Annotated in this window: 13 protein-coding genes; 4 read left to right on the plus strand and 9 right to left on the minus strand. The window is 62.7% G+C overall.

What is annotated here, in order from left to right:
• The first annotated feature begins 27 nt into the window (after positions 1-27).
• Positions 28-990, plus strand: a complete 963-nt coding sequence (locus tag AC0J5Z_RS01435; protein WP_475036955.1) for a glycosyltransferase family 9 protein — start codon at positions 28-30, stop codon at positions 988-990.
• Between the two features lie 25 nt (positions 991-1,015).
• Here the strand turns inward: AC0J5Z_RS01435 and AC0J5Z_RS01440 are convergent, their stop codons facing one another.
• Positions 1,016-1,792 carry a sigma-70 family RNA polymerase sigma factor gene (locus AC0J5Z_RS01440; RefSeq protein WP_475036957.1) on the minus strand — a complete coding sequence of 259 codons (777 nt, stop codon included), beginning with the start codon at positions 1,790-1,792 and terminating at the stop codon, positions 1,016-1,018.
• A 142-nt stretch (positions 1,793-1,934) separates the two neighbouring features.
• Between AC0J5Z_RS01440 and AC0J5Z_RS01445 the strand changes: the two genes are divergently transcribed.
• The gene (locus AC0J5Z_RS01445) at positions 1,935-2,675 is read left to right on the plus strand and encodes a GAF and ANTAR domain-containing protein (RefSeq protein WP_475036959.1); all 741 of its coding nucleotides are present in this window, start codon (positions 1,935-1,937) and stop codon (positions 2,673-2,675) included.
• Between the two features lie 3 nt (positions 2,676-2,678).
• Here AC0J5Z_RS01445 and AC0J5Z_RS01450 read toward each other — a convergent pair whose 3' ends face one another.
• The 4 genes from AC0J5Z_RS01450 to helR all read right to left on the minus strand — a co-directional run bounded on the left by AC0J5Z_RS01450 (position 2,679) and on the right by helR (position 7,150).
• Positions 2,679-3,074, minus strand: a complete 396-nt coding sequence (locus tag AC0J5Z_RS01450) for a DUF1761 domain-containing protein (protein ID WP_475036961.1) — start codon at positions 3,072-3,074, stop codon at positions 2,679-2,681.
• 80 nt (positions 3,075-3,154) lie between these two features.
• Entirely contained in the window at positions 3,155-4,009 is an 855-nt protein-coding gene (locus tag AC0J5Z_RS01455) for a DUF6597 domain-containing transcriptional factor (RefSeq protein ID WP_475036963.1), read from the minus strand.
• Positions 4,010-4,047: 38 nt separating this feature from the next.
• A complete protein-coding gene (locus tag AC0J5Z_RS01460) occupies positions 4,048-4,893 on the minus strand; it encodes an HAD family hydrolase (RefSeq protein ID WP_475036965.1) in 846 nt (281 codons plus the stop codon).
• Between the two features lie 76 nt (positions 4,894-4,969).
• Positions 4,970-7,150 (minus strand): RNA polymerase recycling motor ATPase HelR, encoded by a 2,181-nt coding sequence (gene helR / locus AC0J5Z_RS01465; RefSeq protein WP_475036967.1) that lies wholly within the window; start codon positions 7,148-7,150, stop codon positions 4,970-4,972.
• 227 nt (positions 7,151-7,377) lie between these two features.
• Between helR and AC0J5Z_RS01470 the strand changes: the two genes are divergently transcribed.
• Positions 7,378-8,106, plus strand: a complete 729-nt coding sequence (locus tag AC0J5Z_RS01470; RefSeq protein ID WP_475036972.1) for a class I SAM-dependent methyltransferase — start codon at positions 7,378-7,380, stop codon at positions 8,104-8,106.
• A gap of 81 nt (positions 8,107-8,187) precedes the next feature.
• Here the strand turns inward: AC0J5Z_RS01470 and serS are convergent, their stop codons facing one another.
• Positions 8,188-9,468, minus strand: a complete 1,281-nt coding sequence (serS, locus tag AC0J5Z_RS01475; RefSeq protein ID WP_475036975.1) for a serine--tRNA ligase — start codon at positions 9,466-9,468, stop codon at positions 8,188-8,190.
• 113 nt (positions 9,469-9,581) lie between these two features.
• Here serS and AC0J5Z_RS01480 point away from each other — a divergent pair, with 113 nt between their 5' ends.
• Entirely contained in the window at positions 9,582-10,643 is a 1,062-nt protein-coding gene (locus tag AC0J5Z_RS01480; protein ID WP_475036978.1) for a diacylglycerol/lipid kinase family protein, read from the plus strand.
• Here AC0J5Z_RS01480 and AC0J5Z_RS01485 read toward each other — a convergent pair.
• The 3 genes from AC0J5Z_RS01485 to AC0J5Z_RS01495 form a co-directional block, all read right to left on the minus strand.
• A complete protein-coding gene (locus tag AC0J5Z_RS01485) occupies positions 10,640-10,870 on the minus strand; it encodes a hypothetical protein (RefSeq protein ID WP_310208434.1) in 231 nt (76 codons plus the stop codon). The genes AC0J5Z_RS01480 and AC0J5Z_RS01485 overlap by 4 nt on opposite strands.
• 105 nt (positions 10,871-10,975) lie before the next feature.
• Positions 10,976-11,908 (minus strand): prephenate dehydratase, encoded by a 933-nt coding sequence (pheA, locus tag AC0J5Z_RS01490; protein WP_475036980.1) that lies wholly within the window; start codon positions 11,906-11,908, stop codon positions 10,976-10,978.
• Positions 11,909-11,947: 39 nt separating this feature from the next.
• On the minus strand, positions 11,948-12,274 hold the full coding sequence (locus tag AC0J5Z_RS01495; RefSeq protein WP_475036982.1) for a rhodanese-like domain-containing protein: 327 nt from the start codon (positions 12,272-12,274) through the stop codon (positions 11,948-11,950).
• Positions 12,275-12,379: the final 105 nt, after the last annotated feature.

The following is a 12,379-nucleotide window of genomic DNA, read 5'->3' on the forward strand; positions in this document are numbered from 1 at the left end:
CCGCTAGACTCCTAGCGGGAGGCCACCATGGACACAGGTCTGGATAGTTACGAGAGCAACGATCAACCCCTGCTGCTTGCCCTGCGCGCTTTGAAACTCGGCGACCTCCTGGTCGCGGTTCCGGCGCTCCGGGGGCTGCGCCGGGCGTTCCCCGAGCACCGGATTCTGTACGCCGCGCCTGCCTGGATCGCCGAGGCTTTGGAGCTGGTGGGCGGAATTCACCACCTGCCCACCCCCGGACTCGATGACCCGCTGACCGTCCCCCGGGGAGCCGTGGACGTCGCGGTAAACCTGCACGGAAACGGTGCTGAAAGCCGCCTGCGCATAGAGGAACTGCAGGCCAACCGGGTGGTCGCCCACGCTTCAACCGCGACTCATGGACCTGAGTGGACCACCGGCATCCCGGAACGTGAGCGCTGGACGCGCCTGCTCAACTGGCACGGCATTGATGCTGATCCACTCGATTATCGGCTGAACCGACCCACCGTCCCTTCGCCGCGTCCGGGTGCCACCGTGATCCATGTGGGCGCGGCGTATGGCAGCAGGCTGTGGCCGGTGGAACGGTTCGCGGAAGTTGCCGTCGAACTCGCTGCAGCGGGGCACGAAGTCGTACTCACGGGCGGCGCCTCAGAGCGCACCCGGGCAGAGGAAACGGCCGCCTTGGCAAAGCGCAAAGGAGCAAACCTCGACGACGGCTTGCTGGCTGGGCGGCAGGGCCTCGCCGAGTTTGCGGCGACCATCGCCCAAGCGCGGCTGGTCATCTCCGCCGACACCGGCGCGGCACATCTGGCCTCCGCCTATGAATGCCCGTCCGTTGTCCTGTTCGGTCCTGCGCCCGCTGAGGAGTGGGGACCGCCGCCCGGACCGCACGTGGTGCTGACCGCCGTCGAGCTCCGCCGTGGTGATGTGTTCTCCGCCGATCCTGATCCGGCACTTTTGGCCGTCAGCGTCCGGGACGTGCTGGAGGCAGTGGAGCGGCTCGGCTGCTAACTGGCCTTTTCCGGCTGGTGGTTTGTTAGGGGGCCGTCCCGTCCTGCTGCTGGGCTTCCTCGTCCAGCAGTTGAGTTTGGAGGGATACCAGAATCTTGGAGAGCTTGCGCGAGACCTGCATCTGCGACATCCCAAGCGCCTCCGCAATGGTGGACTGCGTTTCTTCGCGGTAATAGCGGCGGTAGAGCAAGTGCCGGTCCTCGGCGCTCAAACCACGGATGGCATTGCGCAGAGCCAGCACGTCCTCGAGCCGGTCTGTCGGACAGCCGAAGGCAGAAAGCGAGCCTTGGAGGCCGTCACGCCCTTCGGACGCGGGAGCATCGAGGGAATCGGGCCGCTTGCTGGTACCGGCCATCAGCGCTTCGCGCACTTGGCACGGCTCCAGGCTTAGGTCTTCCGCCACCTCCTCGGGAGAAGGGGTGCGTTGCAGCGTTTGGGTCATTTCCTCCGTTCGAGCCAGCACTTGGCGGCGGACGTCCTGGATGGTCCGTGGAGGGCGCACAACCCAGCAATGGTCGCGGAGGTAGCGCTTGACCTCACCGGCGATAGTGGGTGCGGCGTAGGCGGGAAAGCTGACGCCTTTGGACTCGTCGTAGCCGCGAGAGGCTTTGATGAGGCCCATGTACGCAACCTGCCTGACGTCGTCGAGGTCGTGCGTGTGGGCGGAATATCGGGCAGCGATGGACTTGGCCAGATTGAGGTGGTCCAAGACCAGGCTGTCCTGGAAGCTCTGCCGGATGCTGCCTTCAGGTTTGCATGCGGCCGTCCTGGTGTGGACGTTGAGGGGTCGGGTTTGACGCATGTGGCTTCAATCCTTTGACCTGCGGGTGAGGGTGAGCCCACGGCAAGACTCCTTAAAAAGAGAAGCACACTTACTATTAGCTTTCAACGGGTGCCCGGGGTTAGTCTCGAAAGGTAGCCATATCCACGGATCGGAGATCCACATGGAAGACCCCCAACTCGCCGAGGCGACTGCAGTGCTGGCCGATATTCAGGACCTGCTGCTCAGCACGCCTGACGTCGAGGCGTTCCTCGAGGAGTTGGCCCGCCACTCGGCCAGTATGTTCAGCAGCCCTGGCAACGAGGTCTATTGCGGAATTACCCTGATGCGTCACCGCACAGCCGGCACCGTGGCCAGCAGCAGCGAACGTGCGAGGCAACTGGACGAGGTCCAGTATGCGTTTGCCGACGGTCCCTGCCTCCACGCTTGCCGCGAAGGCACGCAGATCCATATCCTCGACTTCGAAAAAGACAACACCTGGCCCGACTACAACGAGGCCATCACCGGCCATGGCCTTCGCTCCGTGCTGGCGGTTCCCTTCCCACTTCCGGACGACACCTCCAGGGCAGGCCTCAACTTATATTCCGACCGCCCCAACGCCTTTGACCAGGCGGCTGTTCAACGCGCAAACGACTACGTCCAGCAGGCCTCCAAGGGCGTTCAGCTGGCCGTGTTGATTGCCCAGCACAGCCAAACCGCCGCCAATCTGCGGGCGGCCATGGAGTCGAGGACCGTAATCGACATCGCCACAGGAATCATCATCGCCCAGAACCGCTGCACCCAAGAGGAGGCGATGGAACTCATCAAGAAAGCCTCAAGCAACCGGAACGTCAAGCTGCGGGTGGTCGCGCAGGCCATTGTTGAGTCGGCCGGCGGCGGGCCGGTCCAGACCGTTTTCAAGTAGCTCTCAGCCCTGCATCGCGCCGATGATCGCGCCCATGGCCGTGAAGGTGACCACGTTGTAGCTGCCGTTGATCGCGAACAGCGTCAGGCTGCGACGTTCGAACAGGTAATTGACGCCAAGCGCCGTCGCCACCCACCCAAGGCCTGCGGCCAGACCGGCGAAGGTCCCGAACGCGAAGCCACCCCGGCCAATGAACGCTGCCAAGAAGACGGCCATCACCGCCGCAAGGATGAACGAGCCCACAAACACCCGCGCAGTTCCGGATTTCAACTGCTCATCGCTCACGCCCGCAGCCTTCTGCCACGCCTTGGCGAAGAGCAGCGAATACCACAGCCCGCCCACCACAAACGTGGCCAATGCAGCCAACAGCACTGCGAGCCAATTAATCTGGATGTCCATTGTTGTCCTCTCCGGGGTGGGCAGTTCCTGAATGGACGGTACGCCCCGGCAGGGCCGCGGTCTTGTAAAAACCCCGCAGGCTAACCGGCTACTTCCTCCAGCGGGACAAACGTGGCATATTCCGCGCCGTAGTTCTGCACCACCTGCAAGTACTCCGTCGGCGTGAAACCACTAAAGCGCCTGAAGGACCGGATCAGATGCGGCTGGTCGTAGTAGTCGGCCAAGTGCAGTAGCTCCTTCCCCGGCACTGCGCCCTTGGGGAGCGCTGCCGCCTGGTTCACAATCCTGTTGAAGCGGCACACATCCGAATAGGCCTTGGCCGTGGTTCCGCAGTCCCGCATAACGATGCGCTCAAGCGTGGATGTGCTAATATCCAGCTCCGCCGCCAGAACGCCTATTTCGACGTCTTCCTCGGCCAGGATTTCGGCTGCCTTGACTACTCTGGGATCTGCTCGGTAACCGGGCCTGAGCCGTTGCTGCAGGAAGTTGCTCAGTGCAGCGAATGCCTGCTCCGGTTCCGCATCGACCAGGTGCGAACGCAGTTCCGTAAAGCCCGGGAAGATACTTTCGGCGTCCACTACGCGGTTCTGAAACCCCGACGGCGGCTGGCTGGTGAACGCTGCCAGGCCGTAGGGAGTCAGGCGGGCACCCACGTTGAAGAGCTGATCCGGGTTTTCGCTGATCAGATAACTGCGCTGCAGGCCCGCATAGAACCCGGTGGAGACTTCTGTCGCCTGCGGCCGCTCACCGCTCCCGGGCGGGCTGCTTTCCGCGGGACTGACAAGGCGGTACGGGTCTGACAAGTTCAGAATCAGGTGCGCCTCTGGGCCGGGGAGAATCTTCTCGTACCGTGCCTGAGGCTGCGCGCGAACAACCCACAGCCGGGTGACGAACGGCTGCAGGGTTGTTGGCGCCGGGCACTCTTCGTAGAACACAGGCCCAGTCTAGGCATCCCAGCTGTGCCGAGTGGCAGTTACAGCAGGCCCCGCAAAACCAAGGCCGCGCCGTCGTCGAGCACTGACGCTGTGACCTCATCCGCAACGGCGATCACCTCGTCGGGAGCTTGGCCCATGGCAATGCCGCGCCCAGCCCAGGCGAGCATCTCGATGTCGTTGCGGCCGTCACCCACTGCCACAGTGTTTGCCTGGTCCGTGCCGAGCTTGTGACGCAAGGCCTCCAACGCACTTGCCTTGGTGACGCCCTCGGCTGCGATGTCCAGCCATGCAGTCCACCCCACCGAGTAGGTGACGCCGGAAAGTCCGATGTGCCTGATGGCCTCGTTGAACTCCTCCGAAGTGTTCTCGCTGCTGAAGACCACTACGCGGACCGCCGTGGCATCCAACATTGTCTGGAAGTCGACGCCAACGGACTCCACGCCGAAACTGGCATCCTGGAAGCGCTCCGTGGAGAGGAAATTTCCATCCTCATCCTCCAGCGCGTACTTGGCGTTGGGGAGCCGTTCGCGCAAGGCCTTCAGCGCCGGTGCGGGATCGAACGTTGCCTTGTGGATGATCTCGTAGCCCTTTTCCAAAGCGGGATCCAAGCGGAGCGACACGCCGCCGTTGCAGCACACTGCGTAGCCTCGCTCGAGGCCGATCTTCTGGATGATGGGAAGCGTCGCATTGAGTGAACGGCCGGTGGCGATCATGACGTCGTGGCCGTTGGCCACCACAGCCTGTGCTGCGGAGCGAACAGCCGGTGACATGTGGCCGTCGTGGTCCACGAGTGTGCCGTCGACGTCCAATGCGATCATGAGCTTGTTGTTGTTATTTGGCTGGTCATCGATGCCAGCAACTGGAGTATCAGTCAAAATAGTCATGCTTACAGTAGAGCAGACACCTCCGACACTGAACTAGGACGGGCGCCACAGCTGTGGATTAACGGACGGTGAATAGTCATTCTGTTGTGAGGATGACCAGCTGCCGGGTGGCGCGCGTCATGGCCACGTAACGGTCCACGGCGCCTTCAACTCCGTGGCCGAACTCCTCCGGATCGACGAGGACGACGAGGTCGAATTCCAAGCCCTTTGCCAATTCAGGAGTGAGCCAGCTGAGACGGTCCTGATTGGTGGCGGCCAAGGCGGCCTGCCGGCTGATGACGCAGGCCGTGCCCTCAGGGTTTTTCTCCAGCCAGGTATCCAGTATTGCGACGAGCTCCTTGGTTGCTCCGTGGACCACAGGGATGCCACTGCTGCGGACCGAGGTAGGTACGTTGGCGTCCGGGAGGGCAGCCCTAATCACCGGCTCAGCTTCCGCCATGACCTCTTCCGGCGTTCGATAGTTGATGCTGAGGCCAGCCAGCTTCACGTTGTCCAAGCCGACCCGTTCGAGGCGTTCCTCCCACGTCTCCGTGAACCCGTGCCTGGCTTGGGCACGGTCTCCCACCACCGTGAAGCTCCGGGCAGGGCAGCGAAGCAACAGCATTTGCCACTCCGTGTCCGTCAGCTCCTGGGCCTCGTCCACCACAATGTGGGCGAAGGGGCCCGCGAGCACATCCGGATCCGTTGACGGCAAGGCGCCTTGGTCCACGAGTTTGTCCCGCATGTCATTACCCCGCAGCATGTACATCTCCAGGTTTTCGGAGTCATCAGCTGTGATCAGCTCATCCACCACCCGGTCCATGAGTTCCCGTTCAGCGGCCAGTGTTGCCTCCTGCCTTCTCCTGCGTCGTGACGCCTCGGGGTCTCCAAGTCGCTGCCTGGCGGCGTCCAGCAGGGGAAGGTCAGCCGTGGTCCAGGCGGTTGGGTCTTCACGCTGAAGCTTGGCTCTTTCCTCAGGTCGCAGCCAAGGTGAACACAGACGAAGGTAGGCAGGCACCCTCCAGAAGTCGGCCACCAGCATTGCGTAATCGAGGAGCGGCCATGTCCTGTTGAACGCCTCCTGTAACTCCACATTTTGGGTGAACGCGCGGCGGAGCAGGCTCTGTGGAACGTCATGCTCGTCCAGCTTGTCCGCAAGGATAGCCAGCAGTGCCTCCCACACGTCATCGCGGGCTTCGTTGTGCGGTGTTCCCGGCTCCGCGGCATCGAACGCCTCGGCCCAGTCATCGCTGCTGAGCCACACATCGGCGTACGGAGTCTCCACCTCCATGCCCTCGGACGGCGGCTGCTCGTAAAACCTCACGGCGGGTTCAATCGCCTTCACCATCCCAACGGACGACTTCAGCCGGGCCACTTCGGGATCACTTTCGACGGCGGCTCTGGCACCTTCGGGGACGAGGTCCCTCAGCGTGCATGTCTGTACACCCTCCTCATCCAGACTCGGGAGGACATCAGCCACATAGGCGAGGTAGGGCTGGTGTGGGCCGACGAACAGGACATCGTTCCTTCGGTGGTTGCTGCGGTCGTTCAGCCGGGGATCCGAATAGAGCAGATACGCCGTGCGGTGCAAGGCGACCACAGTCTTTCCGGTACCCGGGCCGCCGTCGACCACCAAGGCACCACGCGAGCCCGCGCGGATGATCTGGTCCTGGTCCGCTTGGATGGTGCCCAGCACGTCCCGCATCTGCGGTGAGCGGCTGCTACCCAAACTGGCGATAAAGGCGGACTGGTCATCCAGGGCCGCGTTACTTTCCAAGCCGTCGGCAGTGAACACCTCATCCCAGTAGTCGCTGATCCGGCCCCCCGTCCAGCGATATCTGCGGCGGCTTACCAGGCCCATCGGGTTGGCATGGGTGGCTCCGAAGAAAGGCTCCGCTGCCGGGGAGCGCCAGTCGATCAGGAGCCTGCGGCCCTCGTTGTCGGTGAGGCCTAGCCTGCCGATATAAACCGGTTCCGAACTGTCCGCGGTGACCATCCTGCCCAGGCAAAGGTCCAGTCCGAAGCGACGCAGAGCCCGCAGGCGTGTGGTGAGCCGGTGAATCTCCTGGTCACGGTCCAGGGCCGCCTGCCCCCGACCGCCGGGCTGCTTTCGCGTGGCATCAAGGCGTGCGGATAGCTCCGCGATTGATTCGGAAAGGCTCGCTGCCATGGCCTCGAACTGCTGCTCGTCGTTCCCGATTAGCTTCGAATCGGCCTTCCGGGCAAGGTGCTCAGGCAATGCGAAGGCAGTGCTTTTCAATGGGGTGGTTTTGGGCATCACACGACTCCCTTTTCCGTTGGTGATGGGGGTTCGTGGATCAATTGTTCGGCACTAGGGGGGCCTTGCCGCAAGCCCCCATGTGCGTTATAAATTGAATATGGAAGGGATATTTCCCTTCCTTTTTTGTGCCCATTTCCCTTGTTGTAATTCCCCGCCACACAACGCCGGGTGGGGTAAACAACGGGTGGTTTTGACCACGGTAGGGTGAGTGAATGCCTTCACGAATGACCGGAAGTCAATTGGCCGCCCTCTACGACGCAGAGAATCAATGGGCGGCGGATGACAACTTCTTCCTGGCGTTCGTGAATGAGCGGTCAAACTGCCGGGTGTTGGATCTTGGATGCGGTACGGGCCGAGTCAGTCTCGCGGTGGCGGGCGCGGGTCATCGTGTTGTTGGCATCGATCCAAATCCGGGCTCACTGACGGCGGCCCGCGGGAAGCACGGCGCTGAGGACGTAACGTGGATCGACGGTACGTCGGCGCAGATCCCTGAAGCAGAAGCTTTTGACGCGGCGATCATGACTGCGCACGTCGCCCAAGCGATAAACGACGACGGCGACTGGTCCCGAACCCTTGCCGACGTGCACCGCGCGCTGGTACCCGGAGGTCGATTGGTCTTCGATTCCCGCGACCCTGCAGCCAGGGCGTGGGAGCACTGGACCCCGGCGAAGACGCGGCGCCGGCACACTCTTCCCGACGGCTCCATCCTGCAAGCATGGGCCGAAAGTACTCCGGAAATCGACGGGCTCGTCACCTTGACCGAGCACCGCGTCTTTAACGGGAGCACCGATGAAACAGAGCTCTCGGTCCTTGCATTCCGCACAGAAGAACAGCTGCGACAGGATGTGAACCTCGCGGGCTTCGTCGTGGACCACATTCACGGCGGCTGGGCCGGCGAGGACGTGGGCAGCGGCCAAGGCGAACTGATTGTGATTGCCCGCAAGCCCAAATAGGCCCAATAGGCCTCCCGCCCTCGTCCGCCACACGAGCCGCACAGGGCCCAGCGAGACGAATGAGGGCGGGATCAGTGGAAACTAAAGAACCGGAAGAACCTCAAGCCCGCCAAGGTACTTCTGCAGCGCCTTGGGAACGTTGACGGAGCCGTCCGGGTTCTGGTGGTGCTCAAGGATGGCAACGATCCAGCGTGTGGTGGCCAGTGTGCCGTTCAGTGTGGCAACCGCGCGCGTTCCCTTGGCAACGCCTTCATCATTAATCACGCGTTCGCGGATGTTGAGGCGACGGGCCTGGAACGTGGTGCAGTTGGAGGTCGACGTGAGCTCGCGGTAGGCGTTCTGGGTGGGGACCCAGGCTTCACAGTCGAACTTGCGGGCCGCGGACATGCCGAGGTCGCCGGCAGCGGTATCGATCACGCGGTAGGGAAGCTCGCACTTGGCCAGCATCTCTTCTTCCCAAGCCAGCAGGCGCTCGTGTTCGGCAGCTGCTTCCTCAACGGTGGTGTAGATGAACATCTCCACCTTGTTGAACTGGTGCACGCGGATGATGCCGCGGGTGTCCTTGCCGTGGGAACCAGCCTCACGGCGGTAGCAGGAGCTCTGGCCCGCGTAGCGGATGGGGCCGGCGGAGAGATCCAGGATCTCGTCTGCATGGTAGCCGGCGAGTGCCACCTCCGAGGTTCCCACAAGATAAAGGTCGTCTTCAGCGAGACGGTAGATCTCGGCGTCGTGCTTTACATCAAAACCCGTACCCTGCATGGTCTCGGGACGCACCAAAGTAGGCGTGATCATTGGGACGAAGCCGGCGTCAATGGCCTGCTCCATGGCCATCTGCAGGAGTGCCATCTCCAACCGGGCACCGACGCCCCGGAGGAAGTAGAAGCGTGAGCCGGAAACCTTGGCTCCACGTTCCATGTCGATCGCGCCGATCAGTTCACCGATTTCCAGGTGGTCCTTCGGTTCGAAGTCCGTGAATTCGCGCGGAGTACCAACGGTTTTGACCACAACGTAGTCATCCTCGCCGCCCTCGGGGACACCGTCCACAATGAGGTTGGGGATGACGCGGAGCAGCTCTTCCTGCTTGGCTTGGGCAGCAGCGGCTTCAGCGGAAGCAGCCTTCACCGAGTTGGCCAGTTCCTTGACCTCGGCCAGTAGGGCCTGCTTTTCCTCGCCCTTGGCCTGCGCCACCTTCTTGCCGAATGCGTTCTGCTCGGCGCGGAGGGTTTCGTGGCGGATCAGGGCAGCGCGGCGATCGGAGTCAGCGGAGATGATCGCGTCCACGACGGACTCGTCGGCACCACGGGCGCGCTGGCTGGCACGGAACTTGTCCGGATTTTCGCTGAGGTCTTTTACGTCGATCACCAGACAAGAGTATCGAATCTGCCACGGATTTCCGGCCGGAGGCGGGCTATGTCCGGCCGCCCCGGGGGGCGAGGCAAAGAGGGGCCTGCCCGGGAGGATAGTGTTGGAGCACCATGAGCGACTGGATCCTGTACCTGATTCTGGCTGGGGGCGTGGCTTTTGCCGTCTCCAGTTGGTGGGGTGTGCGCCGATTGAAAGCCCGCCACATCAGGAGCGCGGTCCGGGAGGACTCACACAAGCCCGGCGCCGGGGACCAGCGCGTGGCGGTCATCCTCAATCCGGTGAAAAACAACGCGGAAGTGGCCCGCCAAGCCATCATGGACGCCTGCGATCTCGCCGGGTGGGACGCCCCCAAGTTCTTTGAAACCACAGTGGACGACCCCGGTTACGGCCAGTCGCGCCAAGCGCTGGCCTACGGAGCCGACGTCGTCCTCGCGTGCGGTGGCGACGGGACAGTGCGCGTTGTGGCTGAGTCACTTGCCCACAAGAATGTGGCCATGGGACTCGTCCCGCTAGGCACCGGAAACCTGCTGGCGCGCAACATCGACTTGGATGTCACGGACCTCGCCGACTGCATCCAGATCGCGTTGTTCGGCCATCAGCGTTTCATCGATACCGCCACCATGGGCATCGACAACGAAATTACCGGCGATTCCGCTGAACACACGTTCCTTGTCATCGCCGGCATGGGCTTGGATGCCGAGGTTGTTGGCGACACCAAGGAAGATCTCAAGAAGAGTGTTGGCTGGCTCGCGTACACGGAGGCCGGCGTCCGCCACCTTCCAGGTCGGCGCAAACGCGTCACGATCACAATGGACGACCAGCCTGAGCAGGCACGGAAGATCCGCAGCGTACTATTCGCCAACTGTGGGCTGATTCCCGGCGGCATCGACTTCATCCCGCAGGCCATGATCGACGACGGCATGCTGGACATTGTGGTGATGAGCCCGCGCAGCGCCTTCGGCTGGCTCGCCATGTACACGAAGGTTCTGTTCAAACACAACGCGAACCTGCCGATGATGAGCTTCTACCGCTCCGGGAAAGTCATCATCCGCAGCCAGGAACCCATGGCTACCCAGCTCGACGGCGATCCCTCGGGTGAGGCTACAACGGTCACCGTGCAAGTGGAGCCAGGGTCCCTGCTGGTTCGCGTACCGAAGGCCAAGACCGCCTAGACAGCGCCCTTCTCGGGTTGAGCTGCGTTCTTCTCGGCCTCTTCAGCCGCGGCCTTGGCAGCAGCCCGGGCCTCGGACTGCTCCTTGATCATGGCTTGTTCTTCCTCAAAACGCAGGCGATCCGCACGATCAGCATCGTCGCCGTCCCAGTCATCTTTGTTTTCACTTGAGGGCTTGGGATTGACGATCATGCCCTGGCCGTCTTTGTCATCGCTGTGGACAGTCATGACCGCTCCCTTCATTTGGCATTCATCCATCGTTTATGGATCAGGCAAGCATACGCACAGAAGCATCCTTGCGAAAGAGCCGCCCTTCTGCCCTGTGGACAGTACCTACGAGCCTTTCAGGATCGAATCTACCCACGCGTGCGCCGATGCAAAAGCAGCGTCCGAGGTATGCGGGGCAACTACGGCCGGCTGCTTGTCCGCGCGGGCGTAGGAGCCCAGGAACCGGGTTGCCGGGCTGATCCGATGGAGGCCCGCAAGAGCGTCAGCCACCCGCGAATCGGTGGCGTGACCGTCGGCGTCGATGCTGAAGAAGTAGTGGCCCAAGTACTGTCCAGTGGGTCGCGATTCAATGCGGCTCAGGTTCACTCCGCGGGAGGCGAACTGATCCAGGATCTCCATGAGCGCGCCCGGGTGATCCTCAGGCAGCGGCACCACCACCGTGGTTTTGTCCGCTCCGGTGCGATCCGGGAGCAACCCGGGTCGGCTGACCAAGATGAACCGGGTGACAGCCTCGGGGTTGTCGCCGATGTCCTCGGCCAGAACATTCAGGCCGGGTTGTTCGGCAGCCACTAACGGGGCGCAAATGGCGGCTTCGTAGGGAGCGTCGTCCTCAAGCAGGCCCATGGCGGACGCAGCCGTCGATGATCCTGGAACGTAATCGGCGTTCGGAAGGTGTTCATCCACCCACAGGCGGCATTGCGCCCAGGCGTGGCCGTGCGTCGAGATCCGCTTGATGGCGGAAAGCTCGACGCCGGGCCTCGCCACGAGCACGAAGGTGATGGGAACAAGGGCCTCACGGATGATCCGGAGCTCTTGGCCTGTGGCGATCGCATCCAAGGTGGCAGTGACCCCGCCCTCCACCGAGTTCTCGATGGGGACCATGGCCGCGTCAGCCTCGCCGGCCCGGACCCGGTCCAGCGCCGTGTTGACGTTGGTGCACGGAATCCGAGTGGCGTCAGCAGCACCCGGTACCTGCATGAGGGCAGCTTCAGTGAAGGTGCCCTCAGGGCCGAGAAACGTGTAGGTAACTGCCGGCATTGGAATATTCCTTGTTGGTTATATACGTGGAGGCGGTGATTACAGGACGACCGGCTTGAGGCCGCTGTCCGACACCATCGGCTTGCCAGCCTCGAACCACATATCCATGCCGCCGGCCACGTTCACCGCAGAATAGCCCTGCCCCACCAACCACTGCACAGCCCGGAACGACCGGCCGCCGGTGCGGCAGATGATGAAGAGGTCGTCGTCCGGATCCAGCTCGTCCAAGCGTGCCGGCAGTTGATCCATGGGAATGTGGCGCGCGCCTTCAACGTGGCCGGCCACCCACTCATAATCTTCGCGGACGTCCAGGATGCTGGCGTCGGCCGGAATGTCGCCCACAGGCACGGTTTCGAAGTCGCTCATAGCGGGTCCTTCCCATCGATTAAGTCCAGCATCCAGCCTAGTCCCCGAGGCTTGACACTGAAACGTGCCCTTGCTTCCCGACGCGCGGACGTTAAGACTGGGACC

Source organism: Paenarthrobacter sp. TRD_SC_7 (genome assembly GCF_056156245.1).

Bases quoted from the DNA above. Each gene is read 5' to 3' on its own strand.
- AC0J5Z_RS01435 (WP_475036955.1), top strand. From the start codon at position 28: ATGGACACAGGTCTGGATAGTTACGAGAGCAACGATCAACCCCTGCTG.
- AC0J5Z_RS01440 (WP_475036957.1), bottom strand. From the start codon at position 1,792: ATGCGTCAAACCCGACCCCTCAACGTCCACACCAGGACGGCCGCATGC.
- AC0J5Z_RS01445 (WP_475036959.1), top strand. From the start codon at position 1,935: ATGGAAGACCCCCAACTCGCCGAGGCGACTGCAGTGCTGGCCGATATT.
- AC0J5Z_RS01450 (WP_475036961.1), bottom strand. From the start codon at position 3,074: ATGGACATCCAGATTAATTGGCTCGCAGTGCTGTTGGCTGCATTGGCC.
- AC0J5Z_RS01460 (WP_475036965.1), bottom strand. From the start codon at position 4,893: ATGACTATTTTGACTGATACTCCAGTTGCTGGCATCGATGACCAGCCA.
- helR (WP_475036967.1), bottom strand. From the start codon at position 7,150: ATGCCCAAAACCACCCCATTGAAAAGCACTGCCTTCGCATTGCCTGAG.
- AC0J5Z_RS01470 (WP_475036972.1), top strand. From the start codon at position 7,378: ATGACCGGAAGTCAATTGGCCGCCCTCTACGACGCAGAGAATCAATGG.
- AC0J5Z_RS01480 (WP_475036978.1), top strand. From the start codon at position 9,582: ATGAGCGACTGGATCCTGTACCTGATTCTGGCTGGGGGCGTGGCTTTT.
- AC0J5Z_RS01485 (WP_310208434.1), bottom strand. From the start codon at position 10,870: ATGACTGTCCACAGCGATGACAAAGACGGCCAGGGCATGATCGTCAAT.
- pheA (WP_475036980.1), bottom strand. From the start codon at position 11,908: ATGCCGGCAGTTACCTACACGTTTCTCGGCCCTGAGGGCACCTTCACT.
- AC0J5Z_RS01495 (WP_475036982.1), bottom strand. From the start codon at position 12,274: ATGAGCGACTTCGAAACCGTGCCTGTGGGCGACATTCCGGCCGACGCC.